Source organism: Nocardia aurea, from assembly GCF_003123685.1.
GTDB lineage: Bacteria > Actinomycetota > Actinomycetes > Mycobacteriales > Mycobacteriaceae > Nocardia > Nocardia aurea.
Genome location: NZ_QCYJ01000170.1, coordinates 148,164 through 165,847, shown reverse-complemented (window position 1 = coordinate 165,847; position 17,684 = coordinate 148,164). Strand labels below are relative to the sequence as shown.

Below are 17,684 nucleotides of genomic sequence, written 5' to 3'. Positions count from 1 at the left end.
CCGGGGGTGTCCACATGAGATCCACGCACGCGGCGGGCCGCGTTCGGACCGATCTCGCCGACCGCGCGCCCACCGTGCCGCTACGCCCCATCCCGTCGACGCCGTTGCATATTCTCGTCGTCGATCACGAAGTCACAGCGCGCGGAGATGTGGCGAAAGCGCTGACACGGCAGGGCCATACCGTACTCGAAGCCGATTCCGGCCGCGGCGCGATCGACCTCTGCGGCTCGTGTGATCTCATGATTCTCAACCTGGATCTGCCGGATATCGATGGCCTGCGACTGTGCCGGATCATCGGTACCGACCGGGGAATTCCGGTCATCGCCTCGGCCGAGCGACGGTGCGAAATGGATTGCGTGCTCGCGTTACAGGCCGGGGCCGACGACTACATCGATCGAAACTGCGGATCGCGGGAACTGGTCGCGCGTATCGACGCGCTGATGCGCAGAATGACCGCCGCGGGTCTGGTGAAACCCGCCGAGATCATCGACAAAGGACCGCTCCGCATCGATATCGGGGCCCGACGGGTCACGGTGCGAGGACGGTATGTCGAGTTGACGCGCAAGCAATTCGATCTGCTCGCGCTGTTGGCGCTCAACCACGGTGAGGTCGTCGCGCGCGGCGAGATCATGCACAAGGTCTGGGATGATTCCTGGTCCCGACGCACGGTGGACACCCACGTCAGCAGTCTGCGAGCGAAACTCGGTGCGAGTACGCGGATCGTCTCGGTGCGCGGGGTGGGTTTCCGTCTGGTGACCTCCGACGAGGTTCGCGCGGTCGCCGATCACGTGCCCGAACTCTCCGAATCCCGCACCGGCACTTGCTGATCGATACCGTATCGCCGGTGTGAGTCGGGGACCGAGGTCCGGGAGAACGGGTCATTCCGGTACGGGAATGGTCAGCAGCCCCAGGATCGCGCGGGCTTCCTCCGGGGTGGGCGTCGGCAGACTGCCGCGGCCGTGGATGAAGCCGATACCGAGATACACCATCGCACCCGCGCGCAGCCGCGCCTGTTCGGGGTCGAAACCCAGGTCGAGCATCGCCTGCCGCACCGTGTCGAAGATCTGCCGATCCATGGCGCGCACCGTCTCGGCCACCGTCTCGTCGGTGCGCGCCCATTCCCGGACGGTTGCTTCGGTGGCCCAGGTGCCCTGGTCGATGAGATTGGCCGCCATATTGGCGATGCGTTGTTCCACCGGGATCGATTCGATCGCGCCGAGTGCCCGGATGATCTCGCTCTGTCTGGCGCTCCAGCGGTGCGCCATGGCCGCCATGAGTTGGTCCATATCGTCGAAATGCCAGTAGAAACTGCCCTTCGTGACACCGAGTTCCTGGCACAACCGGGGAATCTTCACCGCCGAGACACCCTCGCGCGCAAGTAGTCCCAGCGCCCCGTCGACCCACGCCTCATAGGACAGCCGCGGTGCGCGGCCGCGCTGCTGCGCCGCCGCCTTGCGCGAGCGCCGTGGCTGCGGGGCCGCGTCGTCCGGGCTCGCGTCGTCGGCCGACGGGCTGTCGGCCGTCATCGGTGCGGCTGCGCTTCGGTGGGAATCACGTCTCGATGGTAGGGGAGCGGCGCGAATCGCCGACCGCGCGCGTCGATCCGTTCCGCCGCCTATCCATTCGATCAGGTACCGATCACCATACTTAATGGTATGGTCGGCGCTGCGGGGCGAGCGATGAGGCCGCCCGAGAGGGGTTCGACGATGAGGCAGCCGATCGGGCGGCGCGGTCTGCTACGGGGTATCGGTGCGGGCGTGCTCGGCTCGGCGCTGACACGGGGTTCGGCCGGGGCCGCCCCGATGCCACCGCCCGGTGTGGACAGCCCGCTGATATTCCATTCCCCGAAGGTCGAACCCTTCGTGGACGAACTCCCGCGCCTGCCGGTCGTGCGTGGCGATCGCCTCGACATCGTCGCGTCGTCGACAACGCACCGGTTCCACCGCGACCTGCCGGAATCACCGGCTCTCGGCTACAACGGGATGTCCTACCTCGGTCCCACCGTCGAACATCCGGCCGGTCGCCCCCTGCGCGTGCGTTTCACCAATCGGATGGGCGCGCATCCCTTCGCTGCCGATATGGACACCAGCCTGCACGGCGTGTCCGAACGGTTCCGGACCGAACCGCCCGCGTCGCTGCACCTGCACGGCGGGGTCACGCCACCGGACAGCGACGGGCACCCCGAACAACTCATCTTCCCCGGCGGGGGCATCGACCACGATTTCCCGCTCGCGCAGGACCCCGGACACCTCTGGTACCACGACCACGCCATGGGTATCACGCGGACCAACGTGTACGCCGGTCTGGCCGGAATGTTCCTGCTGCGCGACGAATTCGACTCCGGACAGCCCGGGAATCCACTCGGCCTGCCCGCGGGCGAATTCGAGATCCCACTCGTGCTCCAGGAGAAATTGTTCACCGCGGACGGGCGACAATCGATCCGCTCCACGTTCATCGTCCCCGAAGGCGGTTGGGAAGGTGGGGCGGTCGGCGACATCGGCCTGGTCAACGGAAAGATATGGCCGCGACTACCGGTGGCGCGCGGTCTGTACCGCTTCCGGGTGCTGAACGCCGCGTCGTTCAGCGTGTGGAATCTGTTCTTCGGCAACCGAATGCGGTTCTGGGTGATCGGCAACGAACACGGACTGCTCGACGCGCCGGTGCCGGTGGAGCAGCTGCGGCTCGCCCCCGGCGAACGCGTGGACATCCTCGTCGACTTCTCCGCTCTGGCCCCGGGCGAGTCGGTCGAACTGTGCAACGACGAGGCCCCGGTCTTCCAGGCCGCGATCCTCGGCGAGGTCGCCATGCCGGTGTTCTGCCGGTTCAGCGCCGAGGACCGTCGCGGGTTCACCGGTCCTGTCCCCGAGCGACTACGCGGAGGGACGGGTCGGCCCGCTCCGCTTCCGGCGCTCGACACCCCGACGGTGATACGCGAGGTCACGGTCAGCCAGCCCTACGAACTACGCAACCCGCCCGCGATCATGTCGCTGAACAACATCACCTTCGCGAGCCCCGATATCGAAATGCCGAAACAGGGCACCGTCGAGCAGTGGAACATCATCAACGTCACCCCGGATCCGCATCCGATCCACCTGCACCTGGTCACCTTCCGGATTCTGGGCCGGGTGCCGCTGCGCACGCTGGAGTATCAACTCGCGCACCCGCAACCGCCGGTCGGAGTGAAATGGGCTCCATCCCCGCGAGATTTCCTCGCGGGCCCGATGCTTGCGCCGCAACCGTGGGAAGCCGGATGGAAGGACATCGTGCGCGTCGACGGGGGCACCGTCACCAGCATCATCGTCCGCTTCCCGACCGCCGAGGAACTCGGCTTCGACCCCGACGCGACCTTCCCGCGCCTCGGCGCGGCACCGGTCGCGCACGGCCCGCACGATCACTCCGGCACGCACGCGGCCCACGGCGCCGAATCCACTGTCCTACAGGGATATGTCTGGCACTGTCACGTGCTCGATCACGAGGATCACGACATGATGCTGAAGTACCGGGTGGTGCGATGAGAGTCGAGCCGGTCGAAGACCACTTCCAGCGCATCCCGTACCGGCCCGCTGTCGACGGCAAGGTGGAAATCCACTCCGGCCTCAGTCGACACTACCCGACCCTGCACGGCAATCTCGTTCTACCCGAACGATATTCAGCACGCACGGCCGTGCTGATGGCGCATCCGGCGTCGAATTTCCTTTCGCACTTCCTGCTGCGTGCCTTCGCCTCGGCCGGAATCCCGATCATGGGGATGAACACCCGATACGCGGCCAACGAGGCAGCGCTGCTGATGGAGCGTGCCGCCGAGGATCTCGGCGCGGGTGTGCGATGGCTGCGCGAGACCCACGGATTCGAACGGGTGGTGCTGCTGGGATTCAGCGGCGGCGGCCCGCTGATGTCGTTCTACCAGTCCCAGGCGGAAAGCCCGACGATCGCCGCGACGCCCTCCGGTGACCCGGTCGATCTGGGCGACTTGATTCCCGCCGACGGGTTGATGCTGGTCGGGGCACACCCGGGACGTGCACGGGTACTGCGGAATTGGATCGACCCCGCGGTTGTCGACGAGAACGACCCGTACCGGACCGATCCCGCCCTCGACCTGTACGCCCCGGACCGGGAACTCCCACTGGCCGACGAATGGGTCGCCGAATACCGTGATGCGCAACTGCGACGGATCCGCCGCATCGACGCCTTCGCGCAGGACCAGCTGACCCGGTCGGCGGACCGGCCCGGCGCCGATCGCGCGTTCGTGGTGCATCGCACCGTCGCCGATCCTCGCTTCGTCGATATCACCATCGATCCGAGCGATCGTGAACCCGGCAGCCTCTACGGCGATCCGGAGGCCGCGAACTGGGCCGCGGGCGGGCTTGCCCGTTTCGTCACCGCGCGCAGTTGGCTGAGCACCTGGAGCGAGGACCACACCAACGCCGCCGCGCCCACCGATCTCGGCACCGTGACGACGCCGACCGTGGTGATGGCGCTGTGCGGCGACCAAGCGGCATTCGTGAGTGAATCCCGCGAAATGTTCGCCGCCAGTGCCGATCCGCACGGGGAACTGATCGAGATGCCCCTGCTGACCCACTACCTCGTCGATCAGCCGGACGGCGTCGCGAACATCATCGACCGTCTGCGGTCGTGGCTGGTCCGACGTCGGTTGACGGACTGAACCACCCGGCCCATCCGATCAGGAGAAATCAGATGTCCGTAGAACTCCCGCCCGTACGCGGCGGTATCGGCGATGAGCAGCCGGTGAGATGTCCGACTGCCTTCCGGTACTGGGAAGCGCGCGGCACGCCGGGCGTCGCGCGACTCGAGCGGATCTTCCGGGCGATCACCCGCCGCGAACTGTTCCCCACCGACGACCAGGCCGTGGCTTTGTGTGAGGACCTGTTCTCCGGCGACCCCGTCGCCGAGCGATTCGTCGCGGAGGTCATGCACGGCCCGATCGGCGCGCGCGCCGGGCGAACGATGCTGGAAACTGCGCTCACGCACGGAATCGACGCCGTCGACGACGTGCCCGAATCGATGCGGGTGCTGTTCGAGGAATTCGAGACCGTCCCCGAATGGGTGGTACCCGAACTGGTCGAGCAGGGCGCGGCGATCTGGCGGCGCTGGGGCACGATGCTGTTCGGTTTCGCCGGCGCGGAAACCCTGGAGATGTACACCGAGGCCGCCGTCGCGACACCGCTTTCGCTGGCGGGCGGATACGCCGGCGACAGCGCGCTGCGGCGGTTTCTGGAAACGACCCGCTTCTGGATGGATGTCTCCGAGCCCATGGCCCTGCTGACCGCCGGCTCGGCAGGACGTGCCACGGCATTGAAGGTGCGCGTCATGCACGTCTCCATCCGCGCGCGGGTCGCCGGGCATCCGGAATGGGATCTCGACCGATGGGGTCTGCCGATCAGCCAGACCTACCAGATGCTCACCCTGCTCGGAGGCAGCGTGACTCCCGGACTCGGTCTCTGGGCGCTCGGGTACCAGACCACCCCCTCGGAAATCCGTGCGCTGCTGCACTTTCAGAAGTACATGGGCTATCTGCTCGGCGTGCGGCTGCGCTGGTATCCCGAGACGGTTCTCGATTCGTTGCGGGTGCTGGCGATGACCATCGCGTCGCGTTCCTACGACGCCGGAGCGCAGGGCGCGGAACTGATCGAGTCCTACCCGGCGGCTTTCGCGCCTCGCGACGGCCATCGCGGTCTCACCAGACTGCGCGCGCTGTACAACTTCCGAATCAATTCGGTGTATTCCGCGATGTACATGGCACCGAGAACCCGCCGTCGCTACACGATGCCGCCCGCGTTCCCCTGGATCGTGATTCCGTTGCTGCGATTCCCGTTGATCACCGTCATGGAAATACTGCGCAGGACGTGTCCGCCTTTCGCCCGCGTCCACGAGAAGATCATGCTCCGGCATCGCGAGAACTGGTATCGAGCCCAGATGCAGGGCCGCGAAGCCGAATTCGACGCCAGTGGAGCACTACGCCGATGACCGAGGCAACTCCCCACCTGGTCCACCTACACCGAAAGCAGCCATGAGCACCGCAGAAATCGTCGAAGTCTGGAACGGCCCCGGCCGCCGCGATGGAGTCCTGACGCCGGTGGAACCCCGGCACAACGGATTTCATCCCTCACCGAGCAAACTCGCCTTCGAACACTGGTATTTCGACGCGCACCTCGACACCGGGCACGTGGTGATCGGATTCCTCACCAGGAGACGACCGGAGGATCTGCCGTTCGCCAGACCCTGGGTCGAGATGATGGTGTACGCACCGGACGGAACCCGTCGCCAAGTGTCCAAGCGCTACCCGAAATCGGCGACCGTATTCGCCACCGACGCCTGCGACGTACGAATCGGCGACAACCGCGCCCACACCGAATATCCGCCGGACGGTCTGCCGATCCACCACCTGCACATGGCAGAGGACGGAATCGTCTTCGACCTGCGATTCCACAACGAGACGCCCAGTTGGATGCCGGGCAAGGGCGAGACACGTTTCGGGGCCGAGAATTCGTTCGGGTGGATGGTCGGCGCACCGCGTGCCGCCGTGAGCGGCAGGATCGAACTCGACGGCACCGGGCACGAGGTCACCGGACGCGGATATCACGACCACAACTGGGGCGTCGGTGATATGAAGAAGATCATCGACCGGTGGCATTGGGGGCGTCTGTACGTCGAGGACTACTCACTGCTGTTCGCCTCGGTTCTGACCCAGCAGAGCCAGGGCGGACACGAGATCAGCCCGCTGATGCTCGCCCGCCACGGCGATATCGTGTTGTCCACGGGGGAGACGGTTCTCACCGAGGGCCCCGCGCGTTTCGATTCCGTCGCCGGTCGCACCTTCCCGGAATGGGTCGAACTCGAAGTGCCGGGCAGCGTCGAATTGCGCCTGGTGGTCGACAAGGTCATCCACGCCCACGATCTACTCGACGACGTCCCCGTTGTTCGCACGCGCCTGATCAAACCGCTGGCGCATCGGCTGGTCGGGCATCCCGGCTATTTCCGGTTCGAGTCGTCGTTCGAATTGACCGTGCATACCGACGCCGGTCCCGAGAAACGCAGCGGCTCCACATTGCACGAACTCGTCGCGCTGGCGTGAGACCCGCGGGCGGGCCTGCTCCCGAACACGGAGACAACCCATGACGAATAACAGGAACGCGCCGATCACGGACCCCTCCGAACCCGCCGCGAAATTCACCTACCTGAGCGGATTCGCCAACCAGCACCAGAGCGAGGCGATTCCGGGCGCACTACCGGCAGACCAGAATTCACCACAGCGCGCGCCGTTCGGCCTGTACGCCGAACAGCTCTCGGCGACCGCGTTCACCGAGCCGCGCGCGGTCAACCGGCGCAGCTGGGTCTACCGGATCAGACCGTCGGCGCGGCATCCGCTCTACACCAGGATCGACAACCGGACCTTTCGCAGCGCCCCGATTCTCGACGGCGCCGCCGACCCCAACAGGTTGCGATGGAATCCGCTTCCCGATTCGTGGCCCGGCGGCGATTTCCTCGACGGTATCTACACCATCGCGGCCAATGGCTCGGCATTGCAGCGTCAAGGTATCGCGGTGCACATGTACCACGCGACCGAGACCATGCGTTCGCGCTATTTCGGCGATGCCGACGGTGAACTGCTGCTCGTTCCCCAGCGCGGCGACCTGGTACTGCATACAGAATTCGGAAAACTGGCGGTGGGCCCCGGACAGTTCGCTGTGATAGGTCGCGCCGTACGATTCCGGGTCGAACTGTTCGGCGCACGAGCCGTCGGATACCTGTGCGAGAACTACGGTTCACCCTTCGATCTGCCGGAACTGGGCCCGATCGGCGCGAACGGCCTGGCCCACGCCCGTCACTTCCGCTACCCGGTCGCCGCCTACGAAGATCTCCGCGAAACGGTGCAGGTGGTGCAGAAATTCGGCGGCAACCTGTGGTCGGCCGAATACGACCACTCACCGCTGGATGTGGTGGCCTGGCACGGATCACACGCCGCCTACGTCTACGACTTCCGGCATTTCAACGCGATGGGAACGATCGGCTTCGACCACCCCGACCCGTCGATCTACACGGTGCTGACCTCGCATTCGGATACCCCGGGTCAGGCCAATGTCGATTTCGTCGCCTTCCCCGCGCGCTGGAACGTGTCCGAACATTCCTTCCGGCCACCGCATTTCCATCGCAATGTGATGACCGAGTTCATGGGACTGGTCGAGGGCGCGCACGATTCGAAAGCGGAGGGATTCGTGCCGGGCGGCGCGAGCCTGCACAACATGTGGGCCGCGCACGGACCGGATCGCGAGACCTTCGACAGAGCCGGGGCGGCGGAACTCGTGCCGCAAAAGATAGAGAACTCCCTGGCATTCATGTTCGAAACCCGGTGGCCGCTCGTGGTGACCGATTTCGCGCACGCGGCACCGCATCGTCAACCCGATTACGACCATTCCTGGGCCGATCTGCCACACCGATTCGCACCCCCGATCTGATGTCACTCCCATCCGAGCTCGACCCGCTGTCACCGGAGAACACAATGACCGCCGTTTCCTGGCCCCGCCCGTCCTTCGACCTGCCCGAACCGACCCTGCGTATCGACGGCGAACACACTGCCGCGCAGGGAAACCAGACCTACGATTCGTTCGATCCGGCGACCGAGGAACTCGTCACATCGGTGGCCGCCGCACAGCCCGCCGATGTCGACGCCGCCGTGGCCGCTGCCCGCAGGCAATTCGAGGACGGGCCGTGGTCGCGGACCAGTGGCGCCGAGCGTGGCCGAATCCTCACCCGCGCCGCCGACCTCATCGCCGCCGACGCGGAAAACCTCGCCTTCCTCGAAGCGATCGAAATGGGCAAACTGTTCCACGACTCGGTCAACGGCGATATCCCCGCGGCCGCGGAGGTCTTCCGGCATTTCGCCGGGTGGGCGGACAAGATCACCGGAACGACCGCGCTGCTGCCCGCCTTCGGACCGCAACGACGATTCGGCTACACCATCCGCCAGCCCCTCGGGGTGATCGGCGCGATCACCCCGTGGAACAACCCGGTCCTCATCGCGGCGTGGAAGCTCGCGCCCGCCCTGGCCGCGGGCTGTACCGCGGTGGTGAAGCCCGCCGAGGACGCCTCGCTGTCGACGCTGCGTCTGGTCGAATTGCTCAGCCAGGCAGGTCTTCCCGACGGCGTAGTCAACGTGGTGCCCGGGCTCGGCACCGTCGCCGGAGCGGCATTGGCCACACATCCCGGAATCGACAAGGTGTCGTTCACCGGCAGTCCGCGGGTCGGCAAGCAGATCCAGAGTCTCGCGGGCGACACCTTTCGCAAGATCACCCTCGAACTCGGCGGGAAATCCGCGCAGTTGATCTTCGACGACGCCGATCTCGAAGCCGCGATGCCGTGGATCGCGATGGGCAACTTCTACCACCAGGGCCAGGTCTGCGCCGCGGGCACCCGCGTACTGGTCCACACATCGATCGTCGACAAGGTGGTCGACGGACTCGTCGACGCGGCGGGTAAGGCACAGATCGGCGATCCGTTCCTGCCGACGAGCACCATGGGATCCATCGTCAACCAGCGCCAGCTCGACCGGATCCTGCGCTATATCGACATCGGCCGCGCCGAGGGCGCCGAACTGGTCACCGGCGGGAGCCGCGTCGCGCGTCCCGGCTACTTCGTGGAACCGACCGTCTTCCGCGGCACCAACGACCTGACCATCGCTCGGGAGGAGATCTTCGGCCCCGTCGCGACGGTGATCGGTTTCGATACCGTCGAAGAAGCGGTCCGACTTGCCAACGACACCCGATACGGCTTGAACGCCATGGTCTACACCAGCGACCTGTCGCGGGCACTCACGGTAACCGAACAATTGCGTGTTGGGACGGTGTGGGTCAACGGGTGGGGTGTTCCCGACCCGTCGCTGCCATGGGGCGGACGCGGTGGCAGTGGGATCGGCCGCGAACTCGGCCGCAGTGGAATCGAAGCCGACACGGAGGAGAAGACCGTGCACGTCGGGCTGTAGCCGCCGCGCCCACCCCGACCTGAACGGCCGTGTGTGACATGCGCCCTCAGACGGCCACGAACGCGGCGTTCTGGATGACGGACGGCGTGAACAACGCCCAGTCGTTGATGATATGAGCGCCCGTGGAGACCCAGAGATTCTTCGTGCGGATATAGGCCAGCGTGAGCACCACGCGCGCGCCGCCGATGACGATGAACGCCTGGGCGACATTCCAGTCGTAGGTGGGTAGATGCGCCGCGCCGAACCACAGCGAGCTCACGATCCACGCCACCACGATCGCGGTCTTGCGCGACACCTTCACCTTGGCGAAGAAGATGTACAGCAGTGCCAGCAGCGGGATCATGGTGAAGATCTCCTCACCGACCAGCTGGATTCCGGTGCCGACGTAGAACGCGATCACATCGACGACGCCGTCGCTTCCGACGTCGTCGGTGGCCTCGTTGGCCGCCGGGTCGGAGAACAGTCGGACGAGCAGTGCCAGCGACGAACTCACCAGGAGATTCAGCACCGCGAACCCGACCATCGTCAGCACGTCACGTCGGGTGACCCGCCGGAACAACGCCGTCCAGTACGGCCGCGTGATCAGCGCCAGCGTCGCCAACGGGATCACCACGAACAGCGTGCGCGGTATCAACGCGACGAGGTTGTTCGGCTGCGGTATGAAGACCAACGCGGCGAAACCGACGGCCACCGACACCCACGCGAGAATCCACTGGGGCACCGACAGAGTGGTCGGTTCACCGTTGTAGAAGGGGAAGTCGGCGTCGTCGCGACGTTCGATGAGGTGTCCGAAGCGTTCCGCGCGCGGTGCGTGCGATAGGTCGGGGTCTGCGGTCTCACTCATCGATCACGTCCTTCATCGAAACGGAACAAGCAATCAGCGAACTCGTACATGCCCGCATCGTTCGTCGTGGGAACCCGGATTCGCGATGCGGACTGTTTGCCGATCCTCGCATACCGAGAACGCCGAAAAACCGATCGATATGGCCTAACGTCTGGTGAGCACCGATGAGTTTCGAGGGCGTAGGAGGTCTACCCGTCATGAGGAAACTGATCTACGGGTTCGGCGTGTCCTTGGACGGCTACGTCAACGACCGCGACGGCGGCATCGACTGGACCGACCCGGACGACGAGTTGCACCAGTTCCACAACGACCGCTACCGAGATCTCGAGATCTCGCTGCACGGCCGCCGACTGTACGAGTTGATGGCCGAATACTGGCCGCACGTGGCCGAGGACGCGCCGCCCATCGAGCGCGAGTTCAGCGAGCTCTGGACGAACAAGCCCAAGGTCGTCTTCTCCCGGACGCTCACCGAGGTCGGGTGGAACAGCAGCCTGGTGCGTGAGAACGCGGTCGAAGAGGTCCGCAGGCTCAAGGCCGAAGGCGACGGCGTCATGGAGGTCGGCGGCGCGAACCTGGCGTCCTCGCTGATCCCGCACGGGCTCATCGACGAGTACCAGCTCTACATCTCGCCCGTGATACTCGGTGGCGGCACACCGATGTTCCCGGCCCTGGACAAGCGCATCGGGCTCCGATTGGCCGAGACGAGGCATTTCGACACCGCGGTGTTGCTTCGGTACGTCCTCGACTGATCCGGAGACATGTCAGAGGGCCATGACGGGTCGTGGCGGGCGGTTCACCGTGGGACGGTGACCGGGTCGGCGCAGCTGGCGATCGCGTCGACGAACGAGCACGGCGCGGGTGCTCGCGTGGGCCGATAGTCGGCGGGAACGCCGTTCTCGGCGGTGATCCGGGTATAGGCGGCCACGGCGTCCGTCGGTCTGCGCGTGAGGCTCGGGTCGGTCAGTACATCGACGGTGTACAGGCCGAACCGCGGTGTGTAGGAGCCCCATTCGTAGTTGTCGGTGATACTCCAGTAGTTGTAGCCCATGATGTCGATACCGTCGGCCTCGGCGCGCTGCAACCAGTAGACCGTATCGCGCAGATTATCGGCGCGGGTGTAGCCGTCGGCCCGGGGCAGACCGTTCTCGGTGGGGATGCCGTTCTCGACGATGTAGAGCGGTTTGTTCGGGAACAGGCGCGCGTAGTGCTGCAACGCGTAGTAGATCCCTTCCGGCTGCAACGGGTTCTTCCACAGCTCGGTGAAATTGGTGGTGGTGGTGAGGGTGTCGGGCGAGAGCCCGTAGTAGTAGTCGATGCCCACGTAGTCGAGACGGTCGGCGATGCGGCCCACGAGGGTCGCGCCGTTGACGGCATCCTCCGCCGCCGGGATGTAGGCGACATTGCTGGTGACCATGGCGCCGGGTTGGACGCGATGGATGTACTCGTAGATGCTGTTGTGCGCCTGCGTGATCCGGTCGAACATGGTCGGCACGGCGGTGGGGGAGAGGCCACCTTGGCGTGTTTCGTTGAGCACGTAGACTGCCGGTTCGTTGAAGGTGACCCACAGGGGGTCGGCGCTCGCGTATCGGTCGACGACGGTTCGGGCGTTGGCTAGCCAGTCCTCGACGATGCCGGGGTTCGCCCAGCCGCCACGGTCGACCTCCCAACCCGGGTACACCCAGTGGTCCAGTGTGATCATCGGCCGCATGCCCGCGGCCTCGATGGCGGCGACGACTTGGTCGTAGAAACGGAATCCGCTCTCGTCCCAGACTCCGGGCGCGGGTTGCACACGGGCCCATTCGATTCCGATGCGGTACACCTCGACGCCGAGTCGGGAGGCCAGCTCGATGTCGGAACGGAATCGAGTGAAGAAATCCACCGTGTCGAGGTACGGGTCGGTCGTCTTGCCCGCGGCGACGTATCGGGACCAGTTGCTGTCCGGAGCGTGCCCTTCGGACTGGTATCCGGAAGCCGCTACGCCCCAGAGGAAGTCGGGACCGAGTGGCGCGATCAGCGCCGGTGGGGCGGGACGGGCATAGGCGGGCGCCGTCGCGCCCATGAGGAGCGCGGTGGTGGCGGCCGCGAGGGCTACCAGGGGACGGCGTCGACTCTGTGACCGCATGCGAATCCTCTGTGGCTGTGATGATCGGGAACCCGACGCCCTTCGTACTGTCGGGGCGTCCGTGGATATCAGGGGTCAGGGTAGTGGTCGGTTGTCCGGATCGGAACGCAATGCCCGAACGTGTCGGGGTAGGGGAGCGGTGTTCGCGCACGGCGCCGATTTCAGCTGGCGGGGAAGCCGTCGCGACTGTGGCTCGGGAGGTGATGACCAGAGCGGGAAGCATCGAGTCGGTGACTCACACCTAAAAAACATCCCGATACGTAGATATGCGCATCTACTAATGAATACCCTCACCTCTTGTTGAACCTCAGACAGCAAACAGCAGACTTCAACAAGAGACGCAACGACAAGGAAGGCGGCGATCAGCCCTCGTCCACGCGCGCCGCGACTACCACGTACCCCTTCGGGTCACGCCATTTCTCACCGGGGTGCGCCGCGAACCAGTCGTCGACGTCGTCGCGCAGGTCGTCGAGGATCGCGTCGCGTTCGGGATGGTCGGCGGGGACACCGTAGAGGCCGAACAGCGACTCGGCGAAGCGGACGAGCGGTTCGGCGCGGTCGAAGACGAGTGCGTTGTCGGATCGGTGCACACGTACGGCGCCGAAGACCTCCGACATCAGAAGCGGGAGACTGTCCGAGTCGACCGAGGCGCGGAACGTCTCGGTCTGTTCGATCCCGTAGGTGTCGGCGTGGGCGGTGACCAGCTCGACGGTGCGCGGACAGTTCTTCGGGTGGTTGACCACGACCGCCACGGTGCCGCCGGGCCTGGTGGTCCTGCGGAATTCGTCGAGCGCCGACCGGGGATCTTCCACGTGGTAGAGCATGTGACGTGCGGTGAGCGCATCGAAGGTGTTGTCGTCGAACGGGATCCTTTCGGCATCGGCCAGTACCCCGAGGACGCCGGGGACCAGGTCGGCGGCGGCGACCATGGCGGGAGAGTTGTCGATCCCCACGAGTCGGCCGTGGTGGCCCGCGGTCACCAGTTCGGCGAGGAAGCGGGCGTCACCGCATCCGATATCGGCGAGATGTTCGGTACCGGATAGTTCGAGTGCGGCCAGGACGTCGGCGGTGGGGTGGTTCGCGCCCTCGGAATAGTGCTCGTGGATGTCGATCCGCACGCGTAGCGGGGTGGGGTCGGCGTATTCGGCATCGATACGACTGGTCATCGGTGGTCGTCCTTCGGTCCAGTGGCCGTGGTGACTCCGGTCTGCCGGGCCCCGTCGGGTCCGGTTCTGGCGCAGAGCGTACCCGTCCGGATACGGTCACGAGCGCTTTTCGACCGAGTGAAAGCGCGCCGACCCACCGTAGATGTCGCTATGGGGCGGTCACCGTCGATAGCTGCCGCAGCGCGCTACAGGATCAGCAGCATCTCGAATTCGGTGCGTGGATCGTCGGGCGCGACCGTGCTCCGAATACCTGTGCGGCGGAACCCGTGGCGGTGGTACAGGCGTTCGGCGGCACGGTTGCCTTCGGTGACATCGAGTCGGATCCGGTGATGACCGGCGGCGACGGCATGGTCGACGGCGGTCACGACGAGCAGGTCGGCGACGCCGGTGCCTCTGGCTTCGGGCGCGACCCACATCGAGATCAGACCTGATTCGTCGGCCTCGGGTACCAACCCGACGGTGCCGATACCGACGTCATCGGTGGTGGCGAGGAATTGGGTGCGGGTGGCGAGCATTTCCCGCCAACGCGGCTCGGTGTGGTGGCGGGCCGTGCTCAGGGTGGAACCGAAGGCATACGGTGCGTCGGCGAGCGCGCGCAGGCGGATGTCACGGAAGGTCGCCCAATCGTCCGCGTCGAGGTGTCTGATGTCGACGGTCGCGAGATCCATCTCCGCATCCTGAGGGAATGAGGTGGGCCACGAACGGCCGGGGGTGCGGATATGCGGCGCTACGGTGGAGGGATGACGACGCATCTCACGCACTGGGGCGCGTTCGACGCCGAGAGCGATGGTCAGCGTTTGACGTCGGTGCGCGGGTGGGACGGCGATCCCGAGCCGTCGCCGCTGCTCGCGAATGTGGCGTCGGCGCAGCACGATCGGACCCGCGTCGACCGTCCGTATGTGCGGCGCGGTTGGCTGGAGTCGGGGCCGGGTGGTGTGGGCCGCGGCGACGAGGAGTTCGTGCCGGTCTCGTGGGAACGGGCGCAGGAGTTGCTCGCGGGGGAATTGGCGCGGGTGTATCGGGAGTACGGTCCGGCCGGGGTGTACGGCGGTTCGTACGGGTGGGCGAGTGCGGGGCGTTTCCATCACGCGCAGAGTCAGGTGCATCGGTTCCTGAATTGCCTGGGTGGCTATGTGCGTAGCGTGAACAGCTACAGCCTCGGCGCGGCGGAGGTGTTGTTACCGCATGTCATGGGCAGCATGGATTGGCTCGAGCGGCATTCGACCGCGAAGTCGGTGATCGTTGGTCACACCGAGTTGCTGGTGGCGTTCGGCGGTATCTCGCCGAAGAATTCCGTTGTCGGCGTGGGCGGCGTGTCGCGGCACAATACGGCGACGTGGGTGGGCGCGGCGCGGGAGCGCGGGTGCCGTTTCGTATCGATTTCCCCGTTGCGTGACGATATGCCCGCGAACGCGGAGGCGGAGTGGATCGCCCCGCGTCCCGGTACGGATGCCGCGTTGATGTTGGCTTTGGCGCAGGTGCTCGACGCGGAAGGTCTGGCGGACAGCGCGTTTCTGGACCGGTACACCGTGGGTTATCCGCGTTTCGTCGAGTACGTGCGCGGTGGGGTGGACGGGATCGTGAAGGATCCGGGGTGGGCCGAGTCGGTGACGGGTGTGCCCGCCGAGCGGATTCGGGGGTTGGCGCGTGAGATGGCGGCGTCGCGGACGCTGATCACCGTGAGTTGGTCGTTGCAGCGGGCGCGTCACGGTGAGCAGCCGCTGTGGTTGGGGGTGGTGCTCGCGGCGATGCTGGGCCGAATAGGTCTGCCCGGTGCGGGATTCGGTCACGGTTACGGGTCGACGTGGGCGGTGGGGGAACCGGCCCGTGCGTATTCGGTGCCGCGCTTGGCGCAGGGACCGAATGGGATCGACCGTTTCATTCCGGTGGCTCGGATCTCGGACATGCTGTTGAATCCGGGCGCCGATTTCGATTACGACGGTAGGCGGCTGACCTATCCCGATATCCGGCTGGTGTATTGGTGTGGCGGTAATCCGTTCCATCACCATCAGGATCTGGCTCGTTTGCGGGAGGCGTTCACGCGTCCGGACACGGTGGTCGTGCACGACGCGTTCTGGACCGCTACCGCGCGCCATGCCGATATCGTGTTGCCGGCGACGATGAGTATCGAGCGGGACGATTTCGGCGCGGGTCAGCAGGATCGGACGCTGTTCGCGATGCCCGCGCTCACGCGCCCGCACGGTGAGGCGCGCGACGATTACACGATTTTCGCCGGTGTGGCCGAACGTCTCGGTGTGGGTAAGGATTTCACCGAGGGCAGGTCGTCGGCGGAGTGGTTGCGTCATCTGTATTCGGAGTGGCGTCGGCCGGGTGTGCCGGATTTCGACGAGTTCTGGGCGCGGGGTTCGTGGGAGATTCCGGTGCCGGACGAGGAGCAGGTGTTGTGCGCGGATTTCCGCGCCGATCCGGAGGCCGCGCCGTTGTCGACCCCGAGTGGGCGGATCGAGATCTTCTCGTCGGTCATCGACGGGTTCGGTTATGCGGATTGTCCGGGGCATCCGGTGTGGCTCGAGCCCGAGGAGTGGCTCGGTGGTGCCGCGGCGCGGCGTTTTCCGCTGCAATTGGTCGCGAATCAGCCGCGGGCGAAGCTGCACAGTCAGCTCGATGTGGGTGAGTTCAGTCGGTCGGTGAAGGTGGCGGGGCGTGAGGCGCTTCGTCTGCATCCCGATGATGCCGCGGCGCGTGGTGTGCGGGCGGGTGAGGTGGTGCGGGTGTTCAACGATCGTGGCAGCTGCCTGGCCGGTCTGGTCGTCGACGACGCGGTTCGTCCCGGGGTCGCGCAATTGTCCACGGGGAGTTGGTACGACCCGGATCCGTCCGATCCGTCGTTCTGTCGTCATGGCAATCCGAATGTGCTGACCTCGGATCGGCCGGCGTCGTCGTTGAGTCAGGGTTGTGCGGGGCAGTTGGCGTTGGTGCAGGTCGAGGCGTTGCGAGGGGTGGTGCCCGCGTTGCGGATCGATCGGCCGCCGGTGACGGCGGAGTAGGGTTTGTCGGCTCCGGGTGCGGTCCGGGCGGTCTCGGTGATGATGGGGGTATGAGGTTTGGTGCCCCTTGGCGATCCGCGCATTGGATGCGTACTGCCCGTCGTGACGATCAGGAGCTTCCGGTCCCGGTGACCGCGAAATGGGAGTGGTATCGCAAGAGCGGTAAGCGGCATCGGCGTTCGTACGGGTTGACCGAGTTGTCGGCGATCGTCGGGGCGGCGGCGATTCCGGTCGTGGCGGTGACGGATCTACCGGCTCTGGTCGTCGCGTTGCTCGGGGCGGCGGTGCTGGTGGCGACGGGGGTGCGTACGGCGTTCGGTCTGCACGAGAGTTGGGTGCAGGACAGTCAGATCCAGTACGCGATCGAACGTGAGGTCGCGCTGTACCTGGTGAAGGCGGTGCCGTACGCGGACGGGTCGGCGGCGGTGCGTCTGGTGGAGGCGGTGGAGGCGATCACCTGGGAGGGGGGCAGGCAGTGGGCGTCGAGGAGGTTGCAGATGGCGCCCGCTCCGGCGGTGTCGGTGGAGAAGGGGAGTTGATATCCCTC

At 65.9% G+C, this 17,684-nt stretch carries 15 protein-coding genes; 10 read left to right on the top strand and 5 right to left on the bottom strand.

The window, feature by feature from the left end:
• Nucleotides 1-14: 14 nt before the first annotated feature.
• Nucleotides 15-827 carry a response regulator transcription factor gene (locus DAT37_RS40470; RefSeq protein ID WP_109530238.1) on the top strand — a complete coding sequence of 271 codons (813 nt, stop codon included), beginning with the start codon at nucleotides 15-17 and terminating at the stop codon, nucleotides 825-827.
• A 51-nt stretch (nucleotides 828-878) separates the two neighbouring features.
• Here the strand turns inward: DAT37_RS40470 and DAT37_RS40465 are convergent, their stop codons facing one another.
• Nucleotides 879-1,526: a TetR/AcrR family transcriptional regulator gene (locus DAT37_RS40465; RefSeq protein ID WP_109530237.1), complete on the bottom strand. Its 648-nt coding sequence runs from the start codon at nucleotides 1,524-1,526 to the stop codon at nucleotides 879-881.
• 180 nt (nucleotides 1,527-1,706) lie between these two features.
• On the opposite strand from DAT37_RS40465, the gene DAT37_RS40460 reads away from it, so the two are divergent.
• Genes DAT37_RS40460 through DAT37_RS40435 form a run of 6 tightly spaced genes read left to right on the top strand, consistent with a single transcriptional unit; the run spans nucleotide 1,707 to nucleotide 9,997 of the window.
• Entirely contained in the window at nucleotides 1,707-3,515 is a 1,809-nt protein-coding gene (locus DAT37_RS40460) for a multicopper oxidase family protein (protein WP_109530236.1), read from the top strand.
• Entirely contained in the window at nucleotides 3,512-4,663 is a 1,152-nt protein-coding gene (locus DAT37_RS40455) for an alpha/beta hydrolase family protein (RefSeq protein WP_109530235.1), read from the top strand. The genes DAT37_RS40460 and DAT37_RS40455 overlap by 4 nt, the downstream gene beginning before the upstream one ends.
• Nucleotides 4,664-4,695: 32 nt before the next feature.
• Complete coding sequence (locus DAT37_RS40450; protein WP_109530234.1) at nucleotides 4,696-5,985, top strand: oxygenase MpaB family protein; 1,290 nt, start codon at nucleotides 4,696-4,698, stop codon at nucleotides 5,983-5,985.
• A 43-nt stretch (nucleotides 5,986-6,028) separates the two neighbouring features.
• Nucleotides 6,029-7,093 carry a lipocalin-like domain-containing protein gene (locus DAT37_RS40445; protein ID WP_109530233.1) on the top strand — a complete coding sequence of 355 codons (1,065 nt, stop codon included), beginning with the start codon at nucleotides 6,029-6,031 and terminating at the stop codon, nucleotides 7,091-7,093.
• 40 nt (nucleotides 7,094-7,133) lie between these two features.
• Nucleotides 7,134-8,474, top strand: a complete 1,341-nt coding sequence (gene hmgA / locus DAT37_RS40440; RefSeq protein WP_109530232.1) for a homogentisate 1,2-dioxygenase — start codon at nucleotides 7,134-7,136, stop codon at nucleotides 8,472-8,474.
• A gap of 44 nt (nucleotides 8,475-8,518) precedes the next feature.
• The gene (locus DAT37_RS40435; protein ID WP_109530371.1) at nucleotides 8,519-9,997 is read left to right on the top strand and encodes an aldehyde dehydrogenase family protein; all 1,479 of its coding nucleotides are present in this window, start codon (nucleotides 8,519-8,521) and stop codon (nucleotides 9,995-9,997) included.
• Between the two features lie 46 nt (nucleotides 9,998-10,043).
• Here DAT37_RS40435 and DAT37_RS40430 read toward each other — a convergent pair whose 3' ends face one another.
• Entirely contained in the window at nucleotides 10,044-10,841 is a 798-nt protein-coding gene (locus tag DAT37_RS40430; RefSeq protein ID WP_109530231.1) for a CPBP family intramembrane glutamic endopeptidase, read from the bottom strand.
• A 197-nt stretch (nucleotides 10,842-11,038) separates the two neighbouring features.
• Here DAT37_RS40430 and DAT37_RS40425 point away from each other — a divergent pair, with 197 nt between their 5' ends.
• The gene (locus DAT37_RS40425) at nucleotides 11,039-11,590 is read left to right on the top strand and encodes a dihydrofolate reductase family protein (RefSeq protein WP_109530230.1); all 552 of its coding nucleotides are present in this window, start codon (nucleotides 11,039-11,041) and stop codon (nucleotides 11,588-11,590) included.
• A 44-nt stretch (nucleotides 11,591-11,634) separates the two neighbouring features.
• Here DAT37_RS40425 and DAT37_RS40420 read toward each other — a convergent pair whose 3' ends face one another.
• The 3 genes from DAT37_RS40420 to DAT37_RS40410 form a co-directional block, all read right to left on the bottom strand.
• Nucleotides 11,635-12,963: a family 1 glycosylhydrolase gene (locus DAT37_RS40420; RefSeq protein ID WP_109530229.1), complete on the bottom strand. Its 1,329-nt coding sequence runs from the start codon at nucleotides 12,961-12,963 to the stop codon at nucleotides 11,635-11,637.
• A gap of 362 nt (nucleotides 12,964-13,325) precedes the next feature.
• On the bottom strand, nucleotides 13,326-14,129 hold the full coding sequence (locus DAT37_RS40415; protein ID WP_109530228.1) for a class I SAM-dependent methyltransferase: 804 nt from the start codon (nucleotides 14,127-14,129) through the stop codon (nucleotides 13,326-13,328).
• Between the two features lie 185 nt (nucleotides 14,130-14,314).
• On the bottom strand, nucleotides 14,315-14,797 hold the full coding sequence (locus DAT37_RS40410; RefSeq protein ID WP_157978950.1) for a GNAT family N-acetyltransferase: 483 nt from the start codon (nucleotides 14,795-14,797) through the stop codon (nucleotides 14,315-14,317).
• A gap of 72 nt (nucleotides 14,798-14,869) precedes the next feature.
• Between DAT37_RS40410 and DAT37_RS40405 the strand changes: the two genes are divergently transcribed.
• Complete coding sequence (locus DAT37_RS40405) at nucleotides 14,870-17,137, top strand: molybdopterin-dependent oxidoreductase (RefSeq protein WP_109530226.1); 2,268 nt, start codon at nucleotides 14,870-14,872, stop codon at nucleotides 17,135-17,137.
• Between the two features lie 86 nt (nucleotides 17,138-17,223).
• Nucleotides 17,224-17,676 (top strand): DUF4231 domain-containing protein, encoded by a 453-nt coding sequence (locus DAT37_RS40400; RefSeq protein ID WP_198654682.1) that lies wholly within the window; start codon nucleotides 17,224-17,226, stop codon nucleotides 17,674-17,676.
• The last annotated feature ends 8 nt before the right edge of the window (nucleotides 17,677-17,684 follow it).